The organism is Flavobacteriaceae bacterium GSB9 (assembly GCA_022749295.1).
Classification (GTDB): domain Bacteria; phylum Bacteroidota; class Bacteroidia; order Flavobacteriales; family Flavobacteriaceae; genus Flavisericum.
Window position 1 is genome coordinate 270,428 of sequence record CP062007.1, and the last position, 21,693, is coordinate 292,120.

Consider the following 21,693-nt stretch of genomic DNA (forward strand, 5'->3'; position numbering starts at 1 on the left):
CTTAAAATAGGCACATATTATGCAAAAAAAGTTGGCCAATATTTTCTTTTCAACCAAGCTTACCGCCGTATTGTTTATTGTTTTTGCTGCTGCTATGGCAACAGGTACTATTTTAGATGCCGGACAAGACACATCGCCCACGCCTTACACTAGAAATTTGATTTATAACGCCTGGTGGTTTGAGGCCATTATGGTGTTTTTTGTAATAAATTTTGTTGGCAATATTTTTAGATTCAGGCTTTACAAAAAAGAAAAATGGGCCACCTTTATTCTGCATATTGCCTTTATTTTTATTCTTTTAGGCGCTTTTATAACGCGTTATGTAAGCTTTGAAGGTATGATGGCCATTAGGGAAGGCGCTACGGAAAACACGTTCCTTTCTCAAAAAACATACCTCACCACATACATTGATGGAGATTATATGATTGATGGTGTGCCACAACGTTTGCCTATTGAACGTGAAGTGGATTTTTCTGGCAGAATGGAAAACGATTTTGAAATTGAAACTAAATACGACCAGCAGCCCGTTAAGATTGAATTGGAAAAGTTTATTGTTGGTGCCGAAGAAGATATCGTGCCTGATGATAATGGCGAAGAATATCTTAAAATTGTTGAAGCCGGACAATCTGGACCACATAATCACTTTTTAAAAGTAGGGCAGGTAAGTAGCATTCATAGTATACTTTTTGCACTGAATAAACCAACCGATGGCGCTGTTAATATTACCTATAAAGGCGATTCACTTACCATAAATTCACCCTTTGAAGGCGAATACATGACCATGGCGACCAGGGCACAAGGCAAACTGTTAAAAGATAGTATTCAGCCCCTGCATTTACGCTCGCGTTATGTCATCGGTAACATGCAAATGGTGTTTCCAAAACCCGTAATTAAGGGACGTTTTGATGTGGTTAAAACATCTCAAATGCTTAAAAACGACAAAGACGGTGTGGTACTTAAAGTAACAACCAACGGTGAAACCAAACAGGTAGGAATAATTGGAGGGAAAGGAACTAATGGCGAGTTTAAGCAAGTTGAAGTTGGTGGATTGGATTTTGCGTTTAAATACGGAAGCAAAGCGTTGGAGTTGCCGTTTTCGATAAAGTTAAACGATTTTGAAGCTGAACGCTACCCCGGTACCGAGCGTGGCTATTCGGCATATTCCAGCAAAGTGACGGTTTTAGATGAACGAACCGATAATTTTGATTATAAAATTTACATGAACAATATCCTAGATCACGATGGCTATCGCTTTTTTCAATCTGGTTTCGATCCCGACGAAAAAGGGACCATCCTTTCTGTAAATCACGATTATTGGGGCACTTTAATTACGTACATAGGTTATTTTATGCTCTATTTTGGGTTGATGGCTATTTTATTCAGTAAGCATTCACGTTTTGGCGAGCTTAAAAAGTTTCTTGAAAAAGTAAAAGCAAAAAAGGCGAAAGCCTTAACTATTTTGATGTTTTTCTTGGCCTTGTCTGGATTTTCACAGGAGCATTCTGCTAACGATGGGCATAACCACACAAAGACCACCAAAGCGCAAATCGATTCTATTTTGAAAGCCAATATAACACCAAAAACACATGCCGATAAATTTGGACATTTGGTGATTCAGGATCTTAGCGGTCGTATGATGCCATTGAATACTTATGCTTCCGAAATGCTTCGTAAACTTAGTAAACATGATACTTACGAAGATTTTGATGCCAATCAAGTGTTTCTTTCCATTCAGGAAAGCCCGATGTTGTGGTATAACGTTCCTATCATTTATTTAAAACCGAAGAAAAGCGATTCTATTAGGTCGCTTATCAATATTCCAAAATCTGAAAATTATGTGGCATTGGCCGATTTTTTCACCAATAGTGGCGAATACAAATTAGCACCGTTTTTAGATGAAGCTTACAAAGCGCAAGTGCCTAACGGATTTCAAAAAGAGTTTAAGGAAACCGATCAGCGCGTGAGTTTATTGTACAATACGATTGAGGGTATGTCGCTAAAAATTTTTCCTATTCCAGAAGACGGCAATAATAAATGGATTTCAACCTACGATTACCAAAAAAAGCCTTCAGTAATCAAGGATTCGTTGTATGCTAATTTTGTAAAAAATGGATTCAGGACCTATTTGTTCACCTTAAACCAAGCCAAGCAAACGGGTGATTTTTCAGAACCCGAAAAATTACTTGAAGCTTTCAAAAAAACACAACACCGTTACGGTGGCGAGGTGATGCTTAGCGATAAAAAAATCAACACCGAAATACTTTATAACAAATACGATATTTTTAAGAAACTGTTCAGTTGGTATTTGTATGCCGGTTTTTTTATGTTCGTGTTGTTGATTGTTCAGATTTTTAAAGACAACAGCAGGCCTTTAAACACCTCCATAAAAGTATTTAAGTTTATCATTTTAGGACTTTTTGTGCTGCACACCGCAGGGCTTATAGCGCGTTGGTACATTTCTGGACATGCGCCGTGGAGTGATGCCTACGAGTCGATGATTTATGTGGCATGGGCCACTATGTTTTTTGGTTTGGCCTTTGGAAGAAAAAGTGATTTGACCTTAGCATCTACAGCTTTTGTTACTGCTATGATTTTAATGATTGCCCATTGGAACTGGATGGATCCTGCTATTGCCAATCTGCAGCCTGTTTTAAACAGTTATTGGCTTATGATTCATGTGGCGGTAATAGTGGCGAGTTACGGCCCCTTTACTTTGGGAATGATTTTAGGTGTGGTATCGCTGCTATTGATGATTTTTACCACCAAAGCTAACAAAGCTAAAATGGATTTGAATATTAAAGAGCTGACTATTATTAATGAAATGGCGCTTACAGTGGGCTTGGTGATGCTTACCATCGGGAACTTTTTAGGCGGTATGTGGGCCAACGAAAGTTGGGGGCGTTATTGGGGCTGGGATCCTAAAGAAACGTGGGCGCTTATCAGTATTATGGTTTACGCCTTTGTTATACATGCGCGTTTGGTGCCTGGATTGCGTGGCCGATGGTTTTTTAACCTGATGTCGATTATAGCATTTGCCAGTATTATGATGACTTATTTTGGGGTGAATTTCTATTTGGCCGGACTACATAGCTATGCTAGTGGTGACCAAATTGTAAGTGTAAAGTTTATTGGTATCGCCTGTGTACTTGTTGCTATTCTTGGCTTTCTCGCTTATCGCGGATATGCGAAACACTATAAAAAGTAAGGTTGAATTCGTATTTTTATTGGTATTCTGTTTTGGAAGGTTACGTGTTTGAATGTGAAGTTTTTCTTATGGCAAATTAGATACATTAAATTGAGCAACACGGTTTAAAACTGCAAGAAAATTTTTTTATTCACGTTATTACCAAGCATTTTCCTTTCTAAACCCCAAATATTTTAGAAATCAAATCCTTGTATTCTTGTATGTTGGCCACATATTTTTTCTGAATTCTAATCCACAATATAATTCCAATAGTTATTATCAATCCTCCTATTAAATACACATAGGTGCTACTGTTTTTTTCTGAAATCACTGCAATTAAAACAGCCAACCCAACAATCATGTTTGTAAATATGACTAAAACCCATAAAAAATGTTGTTTAAACGAAATTTCTACGTGGGTTTCATAGTCAGTTTCTGATTTTGTTAATTTTCCACGAACCACTAAACTGTTTAGAAAGAATAAGTACCAAGGGTAAAGAATCCTTTTTCGGAAGTTAAACATAACCGAATCGTTTTCTCCTTTCTTCATATTAAATACCAAACCGTTTACAGAATTAAGTGCGTTTTCCATGCTTTGACCGATGGTTTTGGGGGAGTTTTTTGTTTTAAAATGCCATTTTTTCATATTGTTATTTTATTAGAGGACAACTAACCAATTAATTTTTTAAGCTTGTAACCAGCCTAAACTAATCTATCTTTATCAAAACCATAAGATTTTTAGACGGATTGGATAGCCACAGCCTGTTATTTTCTATTTTATAATCGGTAACGACTTTTAGAGCGTTTAAAAATTGATTTTCAAGGTTATTTTGTTGACACATCATTTTGGTAGTGGTAATATCTGTAAATCGTAAAATGCCAGGTTCAAAAAACAGTTTGCCATTCATTGTATTACAACCGGCATAACCTTTAAATGAGTTTAAGTTAGCGTTGATTTCCATATAAGGAGGTTCCTTTTCAAAGGGTGCTTCACTTACTTTTTTTTCAGTGAGTTCTTCTAAAACCCAGATGTCGTGCAAGCGGTAATCGGTTACGTATTTGCCACAACCCTTTAAAGAGGTAAATTTTTTGTCTTTACCTGTTTTCTTATTGATTTTAACAACATAGGGTGAGATTGCACCAGACATAGCATTTGTGCATTCAGTTTGGCTAATTTGAATATTCATTTGTGCCATTTCGGTATGTAGTGCATATTGCTTTACATTGCTGTCTTGAGCAAGATTGGGTGTTGTATGCGGTGTTACAATGGAGTCTTCTATGGTGTTTAGTTTAATTATTTTCGGAGATATGGTTAAACTCCAAAACGGTTCGGTACCACTGGCTTTAAAATATACATCGCTCGGATTTACTTTTTTAGAAGCTTGGGTGGTTTGTGAGGTAGTGTCTGATAGTATATTTTCAACTGGTTTAACAGTATTACTTACTTTAGGTTTCTTATCAACACATGAAGAAACTAATAAGATAATACCCAGTACGAATATAGTAGCCTTTTTCATATCTATTGGATTTTATGAAACCACATCATGGGGATATCATCGACCATTAAGTTTAGTTTCCCATAGTCATCAAAGCTGTACTTATTTATTTTTTTCATCGTGTTTAAAAACACCTTTTCACCTTCGCCACAATACATCATGGTTGTAATGCGCGGTTCTCCAAAAGAAACGGTTTCCCCTTCAAGTTTAAAAGGCGCCGAATAGGCATTGCAACTGTTATTTCCCGCTACATTTTTAGATGTTTCATTAAACGTTATTTGTGGGTTTTTTTAGGAAACAAACCCTTAAAAGCAATACGAGGCCCAGAAATATACTCCAGTTCCCAAGTAGTGTTGTACAATTTGTCGCTGTTGCTTTTGTTGGAATTACAAGAAAAAACAATAAAACTCAAAAGAGCGATGCATAAAACCAGCGTTGATTTCATAATTTAAAATGTTAATATTTGTAATACGTACTCAAATATACGTAAATACACACAAATTTTAACTGAAAATAAGTTGAATTATTTAATTTTCAATGAGTTGTAAAATATAATTAAATCCCAAGCCAAATACAATGGCCAAACCAAAACTAAGCAGTGTGCCAATTAAAATGTACTCGGTAAGTTTTCGGTCTTTGCTTTTTGATAGGTCGCCAAAACGAAATACAGATTTGGCAGCAATCAAAAAACCTACACCTTCCCAGTGATTGGTGATGATAAACATAAAAACAAACAAACGCTCAAGGATGCCTATGTAAGCACCGGCATGTTTTAAAGAGTCGGTTTCGGTGTATTCTGAAACGTCCCATTTAGATATTAAGGTTTTCATAATTATAGAAGAGACCTGAGTTACGCCCAAAATGCAGGTTATAAAAAGCAGGGTTCCTGTACCGAAAAGGGTATTTAAATCTACTTTTAATGGGAAATATAGATTGATGGCCACGGCAATGATTATAAGGTGCGCCAGTTGGTCTAGGGCAAATAGTAACCGATTATTAACCTTAGGTTTTAATTGAAGTTTTACAAGATCAATAACGTAGTGCGATAGAATAATTATAAGCATGCCCAGCCAATACTTAAAATTGAATTGAAGCACCAATATCAGCACACAGGCGTGCACCAAAACGTGCCAATATAAAAACTTCGATTTGTATCGGTGTTCTTCTTTATGCTGTACCCATTTTTGGGGCTGAAACAAAAAATCGCCTATTAAATGGGCCAACAATAGTTTAAGGGCAAAACTTAGCATAAGGTCTGTATTTGCGTTTTAAAATAAAGCAATAATTTGGAAATTTCGTCATAACCAGCGCGTTTAAGCCCTTGGCTTATATTGCCCTGCGTTCTCTGTAACATTTCAGCAATCTGGCTTTGGTTTAATTCAGGGTTTTCTAAGACGGTTTTTACCAACATAGCAGAGTTGTTGGTCCAGTTGTCTAGGGTTAATAGCGCGAGTTCCAGCATTAGGTTTATGGCGCTATCAAAGTCTGCAAACGGCGATTTTATCGCCAAGGTAGTTTTTTTTAAGTTTTCAAAACATTTTCCCGAATTTACAAAAGCACTGCCATTGGCCTCCGTAATGTTTTTAGAGTGATAGGTTTTTTCGCCAATTCCAATGGCCAAACGTACATCAACATGGTTAAATTGTTTAATGCCCGATTTTATCAATAAGCAGGCCTCTAGGGCTTCTGCAGGGCTAACTTCCAGTTGAAAACTATCGCCACGATAAATTTCCCAAGCCGATGGCGCGTCTCCATAGTGTCTTAAAATAGCTTTAAGCGTTTCTAACCACTTATCTGGAGAGGTTTTTTGTGAATTGATAATGTCGCCGGTTATAATACTGGTCATTTGTTTTGTAATAGGTACTCAAATGTATAAACTTTCTATGATAACTCCAAAAATATTAACTAAAAGACTAATAAATTAAAATATTAACTAAAAGACTAATAAATTAAAATATCATTTTTAAAGGTAATAAATTAATGTGGGTGATTTTAAATTCAAATAATTTAAGATTTTGGCGGTGTTTTCTAATATCATGTTCTGATATATTTGCAGTTCAATTAAAAACAAGATTTATGAAGCTATTAAAAGAGTTTAAAGAATTTGCCGTAAAAGGTAATATGATAGAAATGGCCATTGGTATTATCATTGGTGCTTCGTTTAACAAAGTGATTGATGTTTTGGTAAAGCAAGTGTTTTTGCCACCAATATCGTTACTGACAAATGGTGTTAATTTTGAGCAGCGTCGTATTATTTTAAGAGATGCTGTACTGGATGCAGAAGGTGGTGTTTTAATCGATGAAGTTGCCATAGGTTATGGTGCTTTAGGTGAAGTAATGCTCGATTTTTTAATTATTGGTTTTACCGTGTTTATTGTGGTGAAATTTATGAACCGACTTAAAAATAGAGCACACGATTCTAAAGATAAAACCGTGGCCACGCCAAAAGATATAGAATTGCTAACGAACTTGAACGAGCTTATGAAAGAACAAAATAAGCTTATAAAGACAAGCCAGAAATATAAATAAGATTTGGTTTTTTAATGGACAAAAGTTTCCGTTTATAATAGAACGTTATTTTTTTTTGATTAATTGTAATTAGTCAATTTTATTCTCGACGATTATAAATATAAATTCCTTACGATATGAGAACCTTTTATCTGCTTTTTTTAATGGTTTTAATGTTTCAAGCCTGTTCGGAGTCAAATGACACTATTCCTGAAAAAGAAGATATGCAGATGGATGACCGTATGGACATGGAAGAGAACAGTGGGAATAGCGAAGAAGCAGACATGGGAAGTGCTTATTCTGGAGATTTTGTTTCAGTAAACCATCCTACGTCGGGAATAGCTACTGTCAACAAAGACAAAACCCAATTATTATTCAAAAATTTTAGTACGGACGATGGTCCACTTTTAGAAGTATACCTCGCTACAAATACAAATGCATCTGATTTTATTTCGTTGGGTGAACTAAAAGGCATTAAAGGCGATTACCAATACGATTTACCCGAAAATATAGACTATACCACCTACAACCATGTTATTATATGGTGTGTTGAGTTTTCGGTTAATTTTGGCTACGCCGTTTTAGAGTAAGGTTTTTGCTTTATGGTAAGCAATATCCTTAAAATCGCTTATTACCATATCGGCCTTACTGTAGTCTTGGTTTTTTGAATGAAAACTGTCGTAGCCAACACAAAAAATACCTGCAGCTTTTGCTGCTTCAACACCGTTGGTAGAGTCTTCGATAACCATGCATTCCTCTCTTGTAAAACCTGTTGCAGCAGCCGATTTTATAAAAATTTCAGGATGTGGTTTCGACTGTTTTAAGTCACCACCACTAAATTTTGCTTTAAAATATTGGTTTAGGTCAAAACGCTCAAAAATTTGATTGATGCCGTCCATAGAAGCCGAAGACCCCAAGACCAAGGTCAATCCATTGCTATGGTAATCTTTAATAAGGTCTAAAACACCGTCAATTAGGGTAAGGTCAGAATCAGAATCAAAAAAACGCTTATAGTGTTTACGTTTAAGAGCTACCAAACTTTCAGGCGATTGTTGCAAATTAAAATGATCTTGTAAGCGCTTACAAATGTTTATAGTAGATTGCCCTGTAAACGATTGGTAAAGTTTTGGTGAAACTTCAATACCAATCTCATCGAACAGATCGTGGTAGGCTTTGTTGTGCATGGGCTCGCTATCAATTATAACACCGTCCATGTCAAAAATAACTGCTTTTAGCATCTCTCTTTTTTTTTTTTGCGAATATATTGAATTAATTAGCAATGCTTAAAAAATGCTTGTTAAGGTCATGTTAGAATTTTAAGCTTTTATCTAGCTAGAAAATAAAAAAAGAGGCTGTTTCATTATTATTAAAACAGCCTCTCACAACAAAAAGAACCCAAGTTTAAAAGTGCTCATGTAAGTGATGGTGTTCATCAATTAATGGACCACCTTCAGTAATTTGTTTGGATGCTGAGAGTACAATTTTTATAATGGCCATATGGTTGGTACTAATAGTAAAGTTATTATGAAAAATATGAGCAGGAGTGGAGCGCCAACTTTTAGGTAGTCCATAAATTTGTATGCGCCGGCCGTCATTACCATAGCGTTGGTGGTAGTGCCTATTGGTGTTAAAAATGCTGTTGATGCACTTATGGCAACTACAATCATAAAAGGTTCGGGCGATAAATTTAGCGAACTAGCGGCCAAAATAGCAATGGGCGCCATAAGTACGGCTGTAGCCGAATTATTAATAACCTGGCTAAAGGTTGTAGTTAATAAAAATACGCCTCCTAAAAGTGCTACAGGGTGTATTGCTCCTAAATAATCAACCAATCCGTTAGCAATAATTTGTGCCGTACCGGTTTTTTGCAGTGCTATGCCCATAGGGATCATGGCCGCAATCATAACCACACTTGTCCAACTGATGCCCTTGTAAGCTTTAGAGATAGGAACACAACCTGTTAATAAAACGACTCCAGCAGAAATTAATGCAGCAATAGATCCGGGAACTATTTTGAAAACCATGAATATAATCATCAAAATAAGTGCCCCTAAGGCAATAAAGGATTTGTGGTTTAGTTTTTCAACATTTTTGGCCATTCCCTCCGGACTACCTATAATAACTAAATTTTCATGTTGTTTTTTTAAATCTTCAATATTCTCCCAAGTACCTCGAATTAGAAATGCATCGCCAGCCTTAACCGTAATTTCCTTGTCCAATAAGGCTTCTTTGTCTCTAGATGCTGCTAAAAGCTGAATGCCAAATCGTTTAAAATAGTCGCCTAATTTGTATTTTCTTCCAACTAATATAGAGTTTGGGTTAACGATAACTTCGGTCATGCCAACCTCTTGGTTTATCAAGTTGTTTTTTAGTTCGTCTGCAATGGGGTCTAAAGGTAATAGACCGAGCCTGAAGGTTATCATCAATTTATTTATGGCTTCCGTGTCGCCTTTCACGGTAATAATATCATGATAAAGAAACTCTGTGCTTGGGTCTGGAAACTCAATAAATTGTGGTACTTGTTTCAATAGGTTGGGATGCCTTCTTTTTATTCTAATAATAGAAACATTGTAGTTTTTTTCAAATTGCCAAGCTTCTATTTTGGTGTTCAATAGCGGTGAAATAGATCTTACTCTTAAACGGTAATAGCCATTATCTACTTTATAAGATTCAATCCAGTTGTGCAGGGTAGATTCAATATTGATTGGTTTGTTGTTGGTTTTATTTTTAGGTAATAATTTGTAACCTATAAATCTGAAATATAGAATGGCAATAATGAGCAATGGTGCTCCAATTAATGCGAATTCAAAGAACGAAAACCCTTCAAATCCATTCTCGACAAGCGCATTGCTCGCAATAATATTTGGAGGTGTGCCCGTTAATGTAAGTAGCCCGCCAGTATTTGAGCCAAAAGCTACAGGCATGAGCATTTTTGATGGAAATGTACCAATACTCCAGGCCGAAGAAATGGTTAAAGGCATTAATGTAGCCACCGTACCGGTATTGCTTACAAAACCAGACAAAATTCCGCCTCCCAAGGTTACTATGGCTAGTAATTTAGGTACGCTGTTGCCTGCCCATTCTACAAACTTTTTACCGGCCATGGCGGTCCAGCCTGTTTGGGCGATGCCTTCACCAATAATAAAGAGTGCCGCAATCATAATAACGGTAGGGTTACTAAACCCGCTTAAAGTTTCCTCAGCGGTTAAAATACCTGTTAAAAATAGACTTAACATCGATATTAGAGCCACAATATCTGGTGTAAATTTACCCCAAACAAAAAGGGCTATGGTAACAACTAAAATGAAGAGCATTAAATAAATCATATCTTGTTTTTCTTTGTTAGTTTTGAATTTTAAAAATAAGTCGTTTTCAAGAAAAATCGTTCTTAATTGATGGTGTAAAATTACTTTGGTAATAAATTCTTAATTATGATTTATGTCATACTTGACCAATTCATGACATTTTTCAATTATTGTTATATTTAGAATGTAAAAAATGAAGAAAGCGTTATCGAATACGTTTTCGTTATCGTATATATTACGATTATCGAATATTTTATCAATTATTTTTGAGAAACGACTGCGTTTAGGATATAAAAACTGAAATTAAACAACTATGAAATTAGATATTTTGGCGATTGGCGCTCACCCAGATGATGTTGAATTGGGTTGTGGCGGGACCATTGCAAAAGAAGTGGCCAACGGAAAAAAGGTAGGCATTCTTGATTTAACCAGAGGCGAGTTGGGCACACGCGGTACGGCAGAAACTAGAGATGAAGAAGCCGAGCGCTCAGCTAAAATACTTGGGGTTCAGGTAAGGGAAAACCTAAGGTTTGCCGATGGTTTTTTTATAAACGATGAAAACCATCAATTGGAAATTATAAAAAAAATTAGAAAGTACCAGCCAGAAATTGTATTATGTAATGCGGTTGACGATAGGCATATTGATCATGGTAAAGCTAGCAAGTTGACTAGCGATGCTTGTTTTTTAAGTGGCTTGGTTAAGATTGAAACCAAATTAAACGGAGAATTGCAACAGCCTTGGCGGCCAAAACAAGTGTACCACTACATACAATGGAGAAATTTAGAGCCTGATGTAGTAGTTGATATTACTGGATTTTCCAATAAAAAAATGGCTTCGGTTTTAGCGTACGAAACCCAATTTTTTAACCAGAGTAGTAAAGAGCCACAAACCCCTATTTCGAGCAAAAACTTTACGGATAGTGTTATTTACAGAGCACGAGATTTAGGTCGTTTAGTGGGGGTGGAGTATGCCGAAGGTTTTACGGTAGAGCGTCATGTAGCGGTTGATAGTCTATTCGTTTTGAAGTAATTGTATTTTTGCCCTTTTTTTATTTTAATTCCAACATAAAATATTAAAAAAAGATTTTGTAGATACCATAGAAAACATTTACATTTGCACTCGCATTTATGATGCGTTAAACACGGTGGTTGTAGCTCAGTTGGTTAGAGCGCCTGATTGTGGTTCAGGAGGTCGTCGGTTCGAGACCGATCTTCCACCCAAAAAGACCAAGCCTTTCAATTTTTATTGAAGGGCTTTTTTTGTTTTAGGAGTCAAGTTAGTTGTATTTAAGGTTAAAAGCTATAGTCGCGTTCAACTTTTGCAATTCGCACCTTGTAATCTTTGTACCATTTGGCCTTTCCTTCTTTTTGGGCGTATTGGTGCTCGGTGTGTTGTTTCCATTGCTTTATAGATTCTAAATCTTCCCAGTACGAAACGGTTATGCCTAAATCGTTTTGGGCACTTTCTAAACCAAGAAAACCTTGTTGCTCACTGGCTAGATTAAACATTAAATTTGACATCTGGGAGTAGCCATCGTCATTTCCCGATTTTATGGAAGAGAAAATTACTGCGTAATAAGGTGGTTGGGGTGTATGCGCTATCATTAGAAAAGTAGATTTAATAGGAAATTGGTTTATTTTCTTGACAATAGTCTAAATATAGCTAAAACATGATTAATTTCATTTAAGAAAATGAGTTGTAATGCATTAAGGATGTTAAAGGTTTAGCTTTTTGTTTTTTCTGAAAATAATAAGTTATTGGATAAACTGCAGAAAAGAATAATTATATTTTAAACATTCTACTTCCAATTTTCAATCCAACTTTACTCGCTCGGCTCTATTGGCGAGTTCCCAAGCCATATGGAAAATTAAACGCGCTCTGGTTTCTAAAAACTCATAATTTATTTTATCGGGTGTGTCGCTTGGTTTGTGGTAATCGGCATGGGTTCCGTTAAAATAAAATATGACAGGTATGTTGTGCTTTGCAAAATTGTAGTGATCAGATCGGTAATAAAAACGGTTAGGGTCGTCGTCTTCGTTATAAGTATAATCAAATTCTAAATTAAAATAGGTTTTATTGACCTTTTCAGAAAGGTTGTGCAGTTCGGTACTCAATTTATCCGACCCGATAAGGTATAGGTAGTTATCGCTGCCTTCGTGTTTTTGATCAACGCGACCAATCATATCAATATTTAAATTGGCAACCGTGTTTTTTAAGGGTAAAATGGGGTCAACTTCGGTGTAATAACGCGATCCGTAAAGGCCAAGTTCTTCACCTGTTACGTGTAAAAATAAAAGGCTTCGTTTTGGGCCATGTCCAGCCTCTTGGGCGGCCTTAAAAGCTTTGGCAATTTCAATTATGGCAACGGTACCAGAACCATCGTCGTCTGCGCCATTATTTATTTGGTCGTTTCCTGTAATACCAATATGATCGAGGTGAGCCGAAATGATAATAACTTCTTCTGGCTTTTCACTGCCTTTTATGAAAGCTAAAACATTTTCGGAATCCTTGATGCCGCTTGGAAAATAGGACGCCGGAATTTCCTGAAAATAGTCCCCATCAGCAATGGGAGATGGGATACCTGCTTCAACGTAATGCTTTTTTATAAATTCAATCGCCTTTTTTTGCCCAGGTTCACCAGTTTTACGTCCTTCAAAATCATCGGATGCATACGTATAGAGCATAGTTTTAAGTTCTGAAGCCGTAATAGTTTTGGCATAATGTTCGGGTGCAGCGGTTTTGTTTTTTGCGGTTTTGTCTTGCGAGCTACAAGACGATATAGATACAATAGCAGATATAAATAGAGCTAAGATTTTCAATGCAATAAGTTTTTTTGGTGTACTATAATACAAAAAATGTAGTTAGGCTAACTTAACTTTAGTCTATTTTAACAGTTCGTTTTGATCGTCGGTTGAAAGTCTGCGATTTTGGTTTGCAATTTGCCAAGCTGTAGCAAAAATGAGTTTCGTACGTTTTTCTAAAAAATCGAAGTTTATTTTGTCAGGTGTATCAGTTACCTTATGGTAATCGTCATGTTCACCATTAAAGTAAAAAATAACAGGAATACCTTGCAGAGCAAAGTTATAGTGGTCTGAACGCGCATAGTAGTTGTTTTCCTCATCTTCAATGTTGTACCTGTAATCTATTTTAAGATTGAAATAGGTGCTGTTTACTTTTTCTGAGATGTAGTGCAATTCTTTGCTCAGTCGATTAGACCCTATAAGGTAAAGGTAGTTCTCATTTGGTTTTTGAACATTGTCAACACGCCCAATCATATCTATATTAAGGTTGGTAAGTGTTTGGCTTAGGGGAAACACGGGGTGTTTTACATAAAATTCTGATCCGCGTTGACCAATCTCTTCTCCCGTGAGATGTAAAAACAGGATGCTTCTTTTAGGGCCATGCCCATCTTGTTTGGCAAGTTTGAAGGCTTGGGCCATTTCCATTAGGGCAACATTACCCGAACCATCATCGTCGGCTCCTTGAAATACTTTGCCGTTTTCTGATATGCCCAAATGGTCTAAATGAGCAGAAATGATAATGACCTCTTCTGGCTTTTCTGTGCCTTTAACGTAGGCCAACACATTTTCTGAACTGTTATATTGGTTCTCCATGAAACTAGACGGAACCGTTTGAAAATATTGGTTGCCACTAATGGGCGAAGCAATGTTTTCGCTTTGATAATAGTTTTTTAAGAATAAGGCAGCTTTTTTTTGTCCTGGTTCGCCAATTTTCCGGCCTTCAAAATTAGTGTCGCAAAATTTGTAGAGGTGCGTTTTTAGCTCATTGGCGGTTATGGTATTGGCATATTTTCTTACCAAAATACTATCGTTAAATGTGATGCTGTTTTTAAGGTTTTCAATTTTTGCCGTGTATTTTGGGGTAGCACATGTACCAACTAACGTAAATAGAGAGAGAATAGCAAGGGTTTTCATTTGTGTTTATATAGGTTTAATCCCATGTAACTTACAATCAAAACATTCTCTGGGGCTGGAAAATTATTTATTGTTCGAGTTTCATAAAAAAATCAACAACAAATATATGAAAAAAGAGAAAATACTTACTGCCCTATTGGAATATCTTCCTATTTGTCTTCGTCAGTGTTCAAGTTCCCAATTTTAAGACCTTCAAGTTTTTATGCTTTTATAAGATTTAGGTTTGGGGCGGACAACTGATTTTTATCATAGTTTTAGTTGGGGTAGTGCTTTATATTTACTTAACAGTCAGTTTTTTAAAAATTATTTTTTTATATTATAATAGCCCGTTTGCTCAGTAATCATCAGGGTTTGTTTTAAATAAAGCTTGTAAACAGATGAAAAATATACTACTGCCTACCGATTTTTCTAAAAATTCCATCAACGCTATTCATTACGCTATGGAATTGCTTAAAGCTGAGTATTGTCAATTTTATGTTTTAAATGTTCAGAAGGCGTCATCGTTCATAACAGATGACCTCATGGTGGTCAATTCTTCAACCACCGTTTATAAGACTTTGGTTGATGCCTCAAAAAAATCGATGCAGAATATAATTGCTACTGTTAAAAAGAAATATAAAAACAGAAAGCATCAATTTCACACCATAGTAGATTATGATAATTTTGTAGACTCCATAAATCAAGTTTGTGATAATCAAGATATCGACTTGATTATAATGGGTACGCACGGTGCGTCTGGGCTCGGGAAGTTACTTTTTGGCAGTAATACGGTACGTGTAATGCAGCGCTGCCCAATACCTGTGTTGGCTATTCCAACGGGGTGTAAGTTTATTCAGTTAAATTCGGTTGCCTTTACAACAAATAATTTAAAAGTATTTAAACAGCGAGAGTTGAAGGCTCTTAGCGATATAATATTACAACACAATTCTAAATTAAATATACTTCATGTTGCAGACGAAAACCATTTAGCCCAAAATCAAACTTTAAATGAAGGTTTTTTTAAGGTTTATTTCCCTCATGCGAATCATGAGTTTATAGACGTTACTGGCCATGATATTTTTAATGTCGTTTACAGCTACATTGAAAACAACAATATAAAAATGCTGGCCATGATGAGTAAAAAACATTCATTTTTAGAACGGTTATTCACTAGGCACGCGGTAGAAACTTTTGCATTTAAAATTGATATCCCTTTTTTGGTTATGCCGGTGGATTAATGTGATGTTTTGCAACATGAAGTTACTTTTTGTTAAGGAAAATGTGTAACATTTTTGAGAGTAGTGCGTCTTATGGGTAAAGTATCAATCAAAATATCATAGCGTTATGAGACAAGATAATCAACTGATAGTTATAACACACTTAAGCCAACTTATTACCTTAGTTATAGGTTTTGGCAGTTTACTTTTGCCATTGGTTTTTTGGCTTACGCAAAAAGACAAGGTTTACCAAATGGATGCTCACGGCAAAAACATTATTAATTTTCAACTGAGTTTAATAGTATATTGCATTATATGCGTACCGTTGATATTGTTGTTTGGTTTAGGCCTTTTAGGGTTTATGGTTTTAGGGCTGGTAGCTGTCGTATTTCCTATTGTAAATGCTATAAAAGCAAGTAAGGGCGAAATTCCAACTTACCCGTTTACCTTTAATTTTATAAACTAGTAAAACTTCAACAGTAAATTAAAACAATAAAGAAACGCCCACTTGTTTTAGTGGGCGTTTTTAGTTGGTTGCCTGGGCAACGACTTGTTTAGCTTAGTTTAGTAGTTTGCTGTTTTTATATTTAATTGTTAAGCATTACCGGCATAACCAACATGGTAACTTGTTCGCCTTCGTCCAAACCATCTACAGGGGTTAAAATACCAGCCCTGTTTGGCATACTCATTTCTAGCTGAACTTCATCGGCATTTAGGTTGTTTAGCATTTCGGTTAAAAAACGGGAGTTAAAGCCAATTTGCATGTCGTCACCTTGATAATCGCAGGTTAAACGCTCTTCGGCTTTATTACTGTAATCAATGTCTTCGGCAGAAATATTCAATTCAGCACCAGCAATTTTTAATCGTATTTGATGCGTTGTTTTGTTAGAATAAATACTTACACGTTTAACGGAATTCAAAAACTGGTTTCTGTCAATAACCAATTTGTTAGGATTTTCCTTTGGAATTACAGCTTCGTAATTAGGATATTTTCCGTCAATTAACCTACAGATTAATTCAGAATTTTCAAAAGTAAATTTAGCGTTAGATTCGTTGTATTCTATCGTAACATCATCTTCACTGGTTGCCAAAATACCTTTTAATAAGTTTAATGGTTTTTTGGGCATGATAAATTCAGCCACCTGATTGGCGGTAATATCTGCTCGAGTATATTTTACAAGCTTGTGGGCATCTGTAGCAACGAATGTTAGCCCTTCGGTTGAAAATTGAAAAAATACACCACTCATCACCGGACGTAAATCGTCGTTACCGGCAGCGAAAATGGTTTTGCTAATGGCTGTTGCTAAAACATCACCCGTTACAACGGTTTTACTAGGGTCTTCGAGAGCAACAGCTTTAGGAAATTCGTTTCCATCGGCATAAGCTAAGGCATATTTGCCATGGTTGGAGCTAATTTCAACGGTATTGTTGTCTTCAACAACAAAAGTTAATGGTTGTTCCGGAAATGTTTTTAAAGTATCGAGTAAAAGGCGGGCAGGCAGGGCTGCACTTCCTTCGCTGTCACTTTCAACGTCTAAGGTCGAAGACATAGTCGTTTCTAAATCACTGGCAGAAACGGTAAGTTGATTTCCGTTCAGTTCAAATAGAAAATTATCTAAAATGGGTAAGGTGTTCGAATTATTTATTACGCCTCCCAATATTTGTAATTGTTTTAATAAATAAGTACTTGATACTATAAATTTCATCTGAAGGATTTATTGTTTTTCAAGGGTTGGTCAAACAAAATTTTAGCAGAACACTAAAGTAGGATTGTAAAAACCCATTTTATTTTGCCCAACGAATTAGTTTAAATTGAAATTTTACTACCTACAAATATATTCGAAACCTTATTTATTTCGAAACAAACTTATTAACATTTAGGAGGTGTATTTTTTCCTTCTAAAGACGTTGAAAAGCAAACCAAAAACACCCAGTAAAATTAACGGAAACACAATGTTTATAAGCTGCCATTTAGTTTTTTGTTCAGCGATTTTTTGTTGGTTTAAAAATGCCACGGCAATTTCTTTAGAACGAATGTTTATAAGTCCGTTGTCGTCTAAAAGGTAATTTACGGCATTAAGCAAAAATTCTTTGTTGCCATAGGTTTGCCCTGTCCATCGGTCGAAGCCTAATTCTTGGGGTACATTTCTCACCAAATCGTTTTTCACCACATCGCCATCTGCGATAACAATTATTTTAGTGGGGTGGCTTAGATTTTTTACTTCTGAAAGCTTAAAAGGCTTTATACGGTTTTCATAGACCGAATGAAATGCACCCTCCAATAGTACCGCTAGTGTTTGGTTGCCAGTATTGAACAATTCGGGATTTTGCTTTTTGGTAACAATGTTTAGGTTTACCTCCCGAGGCGTGCCTTCTAATTTTGTGTATGGAGCAGATTCTAAAAGAATGGTTTTTTCAACGTTATTTTTTAAGGTGTCGATTTGGTTGGCAAAATCGAATTTCACTAAGTTTAAATTATTTACAATGGGATGGTTGCTGTTGCTACTGGCTAACGGGGAATAAGGCCATTTTAAGTGCTGAAATTGCGATTCGTTACCGCTGCCCATGGCCAAAGTAATGGGGGCAGAGTATAGTGAGCTCACCATAACGGGATTGATGCGTACACCGTATTTAAAGAAAAAATCGGTAAGGTTTAAATCGCGTGCAATAGCATAGTTTTTTCCATCTGCATTGTATAGGCTATCTTTTTCCATAACTACCGCATCGACCATCCATAAGCTTTTACCGCCATTCATGATATATTGGTCCAACACCAATTTTTCGTCTTCAGTAAACGCCTCGGTAGGTTTAGCCGAAATCACCAAATCGAAACCTTCAATTTCCTTAAGTGTTTTTTGCGGATTGGCAGCTACACTATCCAAGGTAAAAGGCGCAATAAAGTAGTATTCGCCCAGTTTTTTTACAAAATCGGCAATGTACTTGTCTTCAAGTTGTTTATTGCCTTTTAAAATCGCTATTTTTCGACGCTTGGGCTTGGTAAGTTTACTAAAGCCATCGGCAAAAGCATATTCGAGGTGCTGTACAGAGTTAGAAACCAATTCCTGTTGATTGGCTCCAATTTTGTTTTTAACCAATGAAATGGTTACCGTTTGATTGTTGTAACTTGCCAGAGCCCATGGAAAAATTACAGCCTGCGAAGATTTACCATTTTCTTGAACACTGAGTTGCATTGGGGTTAGTCCACGCTGTGTTAATTGTTGAATGTTACGGTCGCGGTTAGTTTCATCTTCAAGAGGATTGATAAATTTAAAAGTGATATTACCGTTTTCAGCTTGAAACTCTTCAAGTAATTGTCGGGTTTCGTTTTGAAGCCTTCTGAATTCTGACGGAAACCCTTCTCCTTCTAAAAAGACATCAATAACTATGGGAGAGTCGACGTTTTTAATGACATCGACTGCAGATTCGCTAAGTGTATAGCGCTTATCGGCTGTAAAATCGAAGCGTTTGTATATTTTGCTGCTTAAAAAATTAAGTGCAATTAATACAATAGTTAATACGACAATATGTTTTAAAAATTTATTCAAAAGATCGTTCTAATTGGTATTGACTAACTGTTTTAACTTTATTTTTTTCAAATTGTATTTCTATGCATTCTTGTTTGTTGTTGAATGCTCCCGGTTTTAAACCCAAATTGTAATTCCATTTATTGGGCGTGTTGGTTTTTAACGTATCATCCCAACCGTACCATTCACTTTTTCCTAAAAATTGTGCTATTTCGGTTTTTGTTTTTCCAATAAAAACACTGTCGTTTAAAATATTATCGCTCATTTCGTAACGTAGCCCCGGACTTTCTTTCCAAGCTTCGGCATTGAAATGCTTTTTGTGATGATAGCTGCTAAAAATGTTTAACAACGGATAAAAAACGTAAAAGTAAACTATTGGCGCCAAAGCCAAACTCACTAAAAAAGTAAGCCATTTTCGTTTATCGATGGTATTGATAAATAGCCAAACGAGAATAAAAACAATAATCATTAAAATTATAAAAGTTGTCGTTATAATCATTTGCGCTCGTTATCTAATTTTAACTTGGTTAATATTAAAAAGAACAGTGTTACACTCAGAAAATAAACAATGTCGCGGGTATCCAAAACACCTCTGCTCATACTTTTATAGTGGGCATTCATACCTAATTGTTCTATAAAATTACTGGAGGCAAAATCGGCTATGCCTTCAAATCCAATATAAAAAATAAAGCATATAAAAACGGCCGTAATAAAAGCTACAATTTGATTATCGGAAAGTGTTGATGCGAATACGCCAATGGCATTGTAGGCTGCTACTAAAAACAAAAGTCCAAAATACGAGCCCCAAGTGCTGGCCATGTCTAGATTACCAATTGGATTGCCCAATTCGTAAACTGTATAGACATAGAGAAGTGTAGGTATAAGTGCGAAAATAATTAGAATGAACGCACCAAAATATTTTCCTAAAACAATACGGAAAACCGATATGGGCTTAGTAAGCAGCAATTCTAGGGTGCCTTGTTTTTTTTCGTCCGAAAAGCTGCGCATGGTTACCGCGGGGATTAAAAACAGTAAAATCCAAGGCGCCAATAAAAAGAACGACGATAAATCGGCAAAACCATAATTGAGAATATTGAAATCGCCTTTAAATAACCAAAGAAATACACCGTTTAACACCAGAAAAACACCAATTACCAAATAGCCGATTGGTGAAGCAAAAAATGAGTTTATTTCTTTTTTAAGTATGGCAAACATTAATTTTTCGTTAAAGTTAAAAAAAGTAGCCTTTTATTATCGGCTTAAAGATAATCGTTATTTTAATGATTCTAGCTTTTCAACGCTCCAAGCTTCAGGGCGGATGCTAAAAAGCGGTTTTATTTTGCCCCAAACCCTTTTAAAAAGTTCCGATTTTCGATAATTTTCCAAAGCTTCTTCAGATTCCCAATAGCTGTAAGTAAAAAATACGCTCGGGTTGTTATGGTCTCTGTACAATTCTAAAAACGAACAGCCTTCAAATGCTCGAATTTCATTTTTGGTCTTATGGAAATTATCGAGGAACACCTCAATATTCTGTTTATAAAACCCCATTTTTACTATTCTAACTAACATAAATGTCTTTTATTAATAATCGGTTATATTAGGTATGGTCTTAGAAATTTCAACGCCTTTTGGAATAACCGAAGATGTTATAAAATTTATACTCACGGCATCCATTAACCGCAACCCTAAAAGTGTAGATGCGCTACCTACCGTACTATTGTTGCTTTTGTAAACAGCAATTTCTAAAAAACCTCCAGAGTTAAAAACCACTAATTTGCGACCTTCGTCGTGCCTTTTGTTTTCGGGCACTTCAAAATTTACAATATCGCTATATTTTTCATAGATTTTTTTAAACGTATAATTGCGAGCAGAAATTTCGAAATTCCGGCCTTTTTGAATGGTTTCAAAAAAACTGCGTTTTATGTTGGTCACGACATTTCCGTAATTGTCAATATAAATAACACTGCCAATAATTTGTGTTTTGTCGTCGTTGACAAACGGAGTAATATTTTTTATGGGCTTTATTTCCGAAATGTTTTTGCCAATTACCTCTAAAGTGCCTCCGCGAGCTATATGGCAGGCCACTTTAACAAACACATCTAAAACAGGAAAGCTGCTCTGTATTCTGTCATGTATGTTTATTTCAACAATTTTTTGAGGGGCAATTTCAGAACAAATCATACTCATAATACCGTTGTTGGCGCAAATAAAGTAGTGGTCGTCCAACTTTATGGCAATGTGCTTGTTTTCTGGATTCAACTCAGAATCAATGCCAATAATATGTATGGTGCCTTTTGGGAAACTGTTATAAGCATTTTGGATAATATAAGCCGCTTCAGAGATGTTAAAAGGCGATACAGAATGTGAGATATCAACAACTTTCACTTCTGGCAATTCACTGTGAATGGCTCCTTTCGTAGCCCCAGTAAAGTGGTCTTTTTCTCCAAAGTCGGTTGTTAAAGTAATTATTGCCATTGGCAAAATTGTTGATATGTTTTTAGTAAAAGCTTACCCAAATTTATGTATTTTTGAGTTTTAGTAAAT

Annotated in this window: 23 protein-coding genes and 1 tRNA gene; 7 read left to right on the forward strand and 17 right to left on the reverse strand. The window is 35.9% G+C overall.

Translation table 11 applies throughout. The features are described from left to right. The first annotated feature begins 19 nt into the window (after window positions 1-19). Window positions 20-3,205 carry a cytochrome c biogenesis protein CcsA gene (ccsA, locus tag GSB9_00264; protein ID UKM63719.1) on the forward strand — a complete coding sequence of 1,062 codons (3,186 nt, stop codon included), beginning with the start codon at window positions 20-22 and terminating at the stop codon, window positions 3,203-3,205. 157 nt (window positions 3,206-3,362) lie between these two features. Here ccsA and GSB9_00265 read toward each other — a convergent pair whose 3' ends face one another. The 6 genes from GSB9_00265 to GSB9_00269 all read right to left on the reverse strand — a co-directional run bounded on the left by GSB9_00265 (window position 3,363) and on the right by GSB9_00269 (window position 6,526). Beyond that, window positions 3,363-3,830, reverse strand: a complete 468-nt coding sequence (locus GSB9_00265; GenBank protein ID UKM63720.1) for a DUF423 domain-containing protein — start codon at window positions 3,828-3,830, stop codon at window positions 3,363-3,365. A 61-nt stretch (window positions 3,831-3,891) separates the two neighbouring features. Then, window positions 3,892-4,701, reverse strand: a complete 810-nt coding sequence (locus GSB9_00266; GenBank protein UKM63721.1) for an META domain-containing protein — start codon at window positions 4,699-4,701, stop codon at window positions 3,892-3,894. A gap of 2 nt (window positions 4,702-4,703) precedes the next feature. After that, a complete protein-coding gene (locus GSB9_03240) occupies window positions 4,704-4,958 on the reverse strand; it encodes an META domain-containing protein (GenBank protein ID UOR30065.1) in 255 nt (84 codons plus the stop codon). Then, window positions 4,955-5,125: a hypothetical protein gene (locus GSB9_00267; protein UKM63722.1), complete on the reverse strand. Its 171-nt coding sequence runs from the start codon at window positions 5,123-5,125 to the stop codon at window positions 4,955-4,957. The genes GSB9_03240 and GSB9_00267 overlap by 4 nt, the downstream gene beginning before the upstream one ends. A gap of 82 nt (window positions 5,126-5,207) precedes the next feature. After that, window positions 5,208-5,930: a DUF3307 domain-containing protein gene (locus GSB9_00268; GenBank protein UKM63723.1), complete on the reverse strand. Its 723-nt coding sequence runs from the start codon at window positions 5,928-5,930 to the stop codon at window positions 5,208-5,210. Beyond that, window positions 5,924-6,526, reverse strand: coding sequence for a SatD family protein (locus GSB9_00269; GenBank protein ID UKM63724.1), 603 nt, complete (start codon window positions 6,524-6,526; stop codon window positions 5,924-5,926). Before GSB9_00269 ends, GSB9_00268 begins: the two co-directional genes overlap by 7 nt. Before the next feature lie 230 nt (window positions 6,527-6,756). On the opposite strand from GSB9_00269, the gene mscL reads away from it, so the two are divergent. Continuing rightward, the gene (mscL, locus tag GSB9_00270; protein UKM63725.1) at window positions 6,757-7,209 is read left to right on the forward strand and encodes a large conductance mechanosensitive channel protein MscL; all 453 of its coding nucleotides are present in this window, start codon (window positions 6,757-6,759) and stop codon (window positions 7,207-7,209) included. A 116-nt stretch (window positions 7,210-7,325) separates the two neighbouring features. Beyond that, complete coding sequence (locus GSB9_00271; protein UKM63726.1) at window positions 7,326-7,778, forward strand: DM13 domain-containing protein; 453 nt, start codon at window positions 7,326-7,328, stop codon at window positions 7,776-7,778. Here GSB9_00271 and GSB9_00272 read toward each other — a convergent pair. Then, window positions 7,770-8,426: an HAD family phosphatase gene (locus GSB9_00272; GenBank protein ID UKM63727.1), complete on the reverse strand. Its 657-nt coding sequence runs from the start codon at window positions 8,424-8,426 to the stop codon at window positions 7,770-7,772. The genes GSB9_00271 and GSB9_00272 overlap by 9 nt on opposite strands. Before the next feature lie 246 nt (window positions 8,427-8,672). Continuing rightward, window positions 8,673-10,514 (reverse strand): SLC13 family permease, encoded by a 1,842-nt coding sequence (locus GSB9_00273; GenBank protein ID UKM63728.1) that lies wholly within the window; start codon window positions 10,512-10,514, stop codon window positions 8,673-8,675. A gap of 292 nt (window positions 10,515-10,806) precedes the next feature. Here GSB9_00273 and bshB1 point away from each other — a divergent pair, with 292 nt between their 5' ends. Together bshB1 and GSB9_00275 are read left to right on the forward strand one after the other, a co-directional pair. Further along, complete coding sequence (gene bshB1, locus GSB9_00274) at window positions 10,807-11,523, forward strand: bacillithiol biosynthesis deacetylase BshB1 (protein ID UKM63729.1); 717 nt, start codon at window positions 10,807-10,809, stop codon at window positions 11,521-11,523. Between the two features lie 114 nt (window positions 11,524-11,637). Continuing rightward, a tRNA-His gene (locus tag GSB9_00275) sits at window positions 11,638-11,713 on the forward strand. A 73-nt stretch (window positions 11,714-11,786) separates the two neighbouring features. Here the strand turns inward: GSB9_00275 and GSB9_00276 are convergent. The 3 genes from GSB9_00276 to GSB9_00278 all read right to left on the reverse strand — a co-directional run bounded on the left by GSB9_00276 (window position 11,787) and on the right by GSB9_00278 (window position 14,429). Next, window positions 11,787-12,098, reverse strand: coding sequence for an antibiotic biosynthesis monooxygenase (locus tag GSB9_00276; protein ID UKM63730.1), 312 nt, complete (start codon window positions 12,096-12,098; stop codon window positions 11,787-11,789). A gap of 207 nt (window positions 12,099-12,305) precedes the next feature. Further along, entirely contained in the window at window positions 12,306-13,307 is a 1,002-nt protein-coding gene (locus GSB9_00277; protein ID UKM63731.2) for a M28 family metallopeptidase, read from the reverse strand. A 69-nt stretch (window positions 13,308-13,376) separates the two neighbouring features. Continuing rightward, window positions 13,377-14,429 (reverse strand): M28 family peptidase, encoded by a 1,053-nt coding sequence (locus tag GSB9_00278; GenBank protein ID UKM63732.1) that lies wholly within the window; start codon window positions 14,427-14,429, stop codon window positions 13,377-13,379. 377 nt (window positions 14,430-14,806) lie between these two features. On the opposite strand from GSB9_00278, the gene GSB9_00279 reads away from it, so the two are divergent. Then, window positions 14,807-15,646 carry a universal stress protein gene (locus GSB9_00279; protein UKM63733.1) on the forward strand — a complete coding sequence of 280 codons (840 nt, stop codon included), beginning with the start codon at window positions 14,807-14,809 and terminating at the stop codon, window positions 15,644-15,646. A gap of 106 nt (window positions 15,647-15,752) precedes the next feature. Further along, a complete protein-coding gene (locus GSB9_00280; protein UKM63734.1) occupies window positions 15,753-16,091 on the forward strand; it encodes a DUF4870 domain-containing protein in 339 nt (112 codons plus the stop codon). A 121-nt stretch (window positions 16,092-16,212) separates the two neighbouring features. On the opposite strand, the gene dnaN is transcribed toward GSB9_00280, so the two are convergent. The 6 genes from dnaN to GSB9_00286 form a co-directional block, all read right to left on the reverse strand. Next, window positions 16,213-17,331, reverse strand: coding sequence for a DNA polymerase III subunit beta (dnaN, locus tag GSB9_00281; protein ID UKM63735.1), 1,119 nt, complete (start codon window positions 17,329-17,331; stop codon window positions 16,213-16,215). A 171-nt stretch (window positions 17,332-17,502) separates the two neighbouring features. Continuing rightward, window positions 17,503-19,170, reverse strand: a complete 1,668-nt coding sequence (gldG, locus tag GSB9_00282) for a gliding motility-associated ABC transporter substrate-binding protein GldG (GenBank protein UKM63736.1) — start codon at window positions 19,168-19,170, stop codon at window positions 17,503-17,505. Then, a complete protein-coding gene (locus tag GSB9_00283; protein UKM63737.1) occupies window positions 19,163-19,648 on the reverse strand; it encodes a hypothetical protein in 486 nt (161 codons plus the stop codon). The genes gldG and GSB9_00283 overlap by 8 nt, the downstream gene beginning before the upstream one ends. Continuing rightward, window positions 19,645-20,364 (reverse strand): gliding motility-associated ABC transporter permease subunit GldF, encoded by a 720-nt coding sequence (gene gldF, locus GSB9_00284; protein UKM63738.1) that lies wholly within the window; start codon window positions 20,362-20,364, stop codon window positions 19,645-19,647. Before gldF ends, GSB9_00283 begins: the two co-directional genes overlap by 4 nt. Window positions 20,365-20,421: 57 nt before the next feature. Then, the gene (locus tag GSB9_00285; GenBank protein UKM63739.1) at window positions 20,422-20,718 is read right to left on the reverse strand and encodes an antibiotic biosynthesis monooxygenase; all 297 of its coding nucleotides are present in this window, start codon (window positions 20,716-20,718) and stop codon (window positions 20,422-20,424) included. A 12-nt stretch (window positions 20,719-20,730) separates the two neighbouring features. After that, window positions 20,731-21,624, reverse strand: a complete 894-nt coding sequence (locus GSB9_00286; GenBank protein ID UKM63740.1) for an SAM-dependent chlorinase/fluorinase — start codon at window positions 21,622-21,624, stop codon at window positions 20,731-20,733. Window positions 21,625-21,693: the final 69 nt, after the last annotated feature.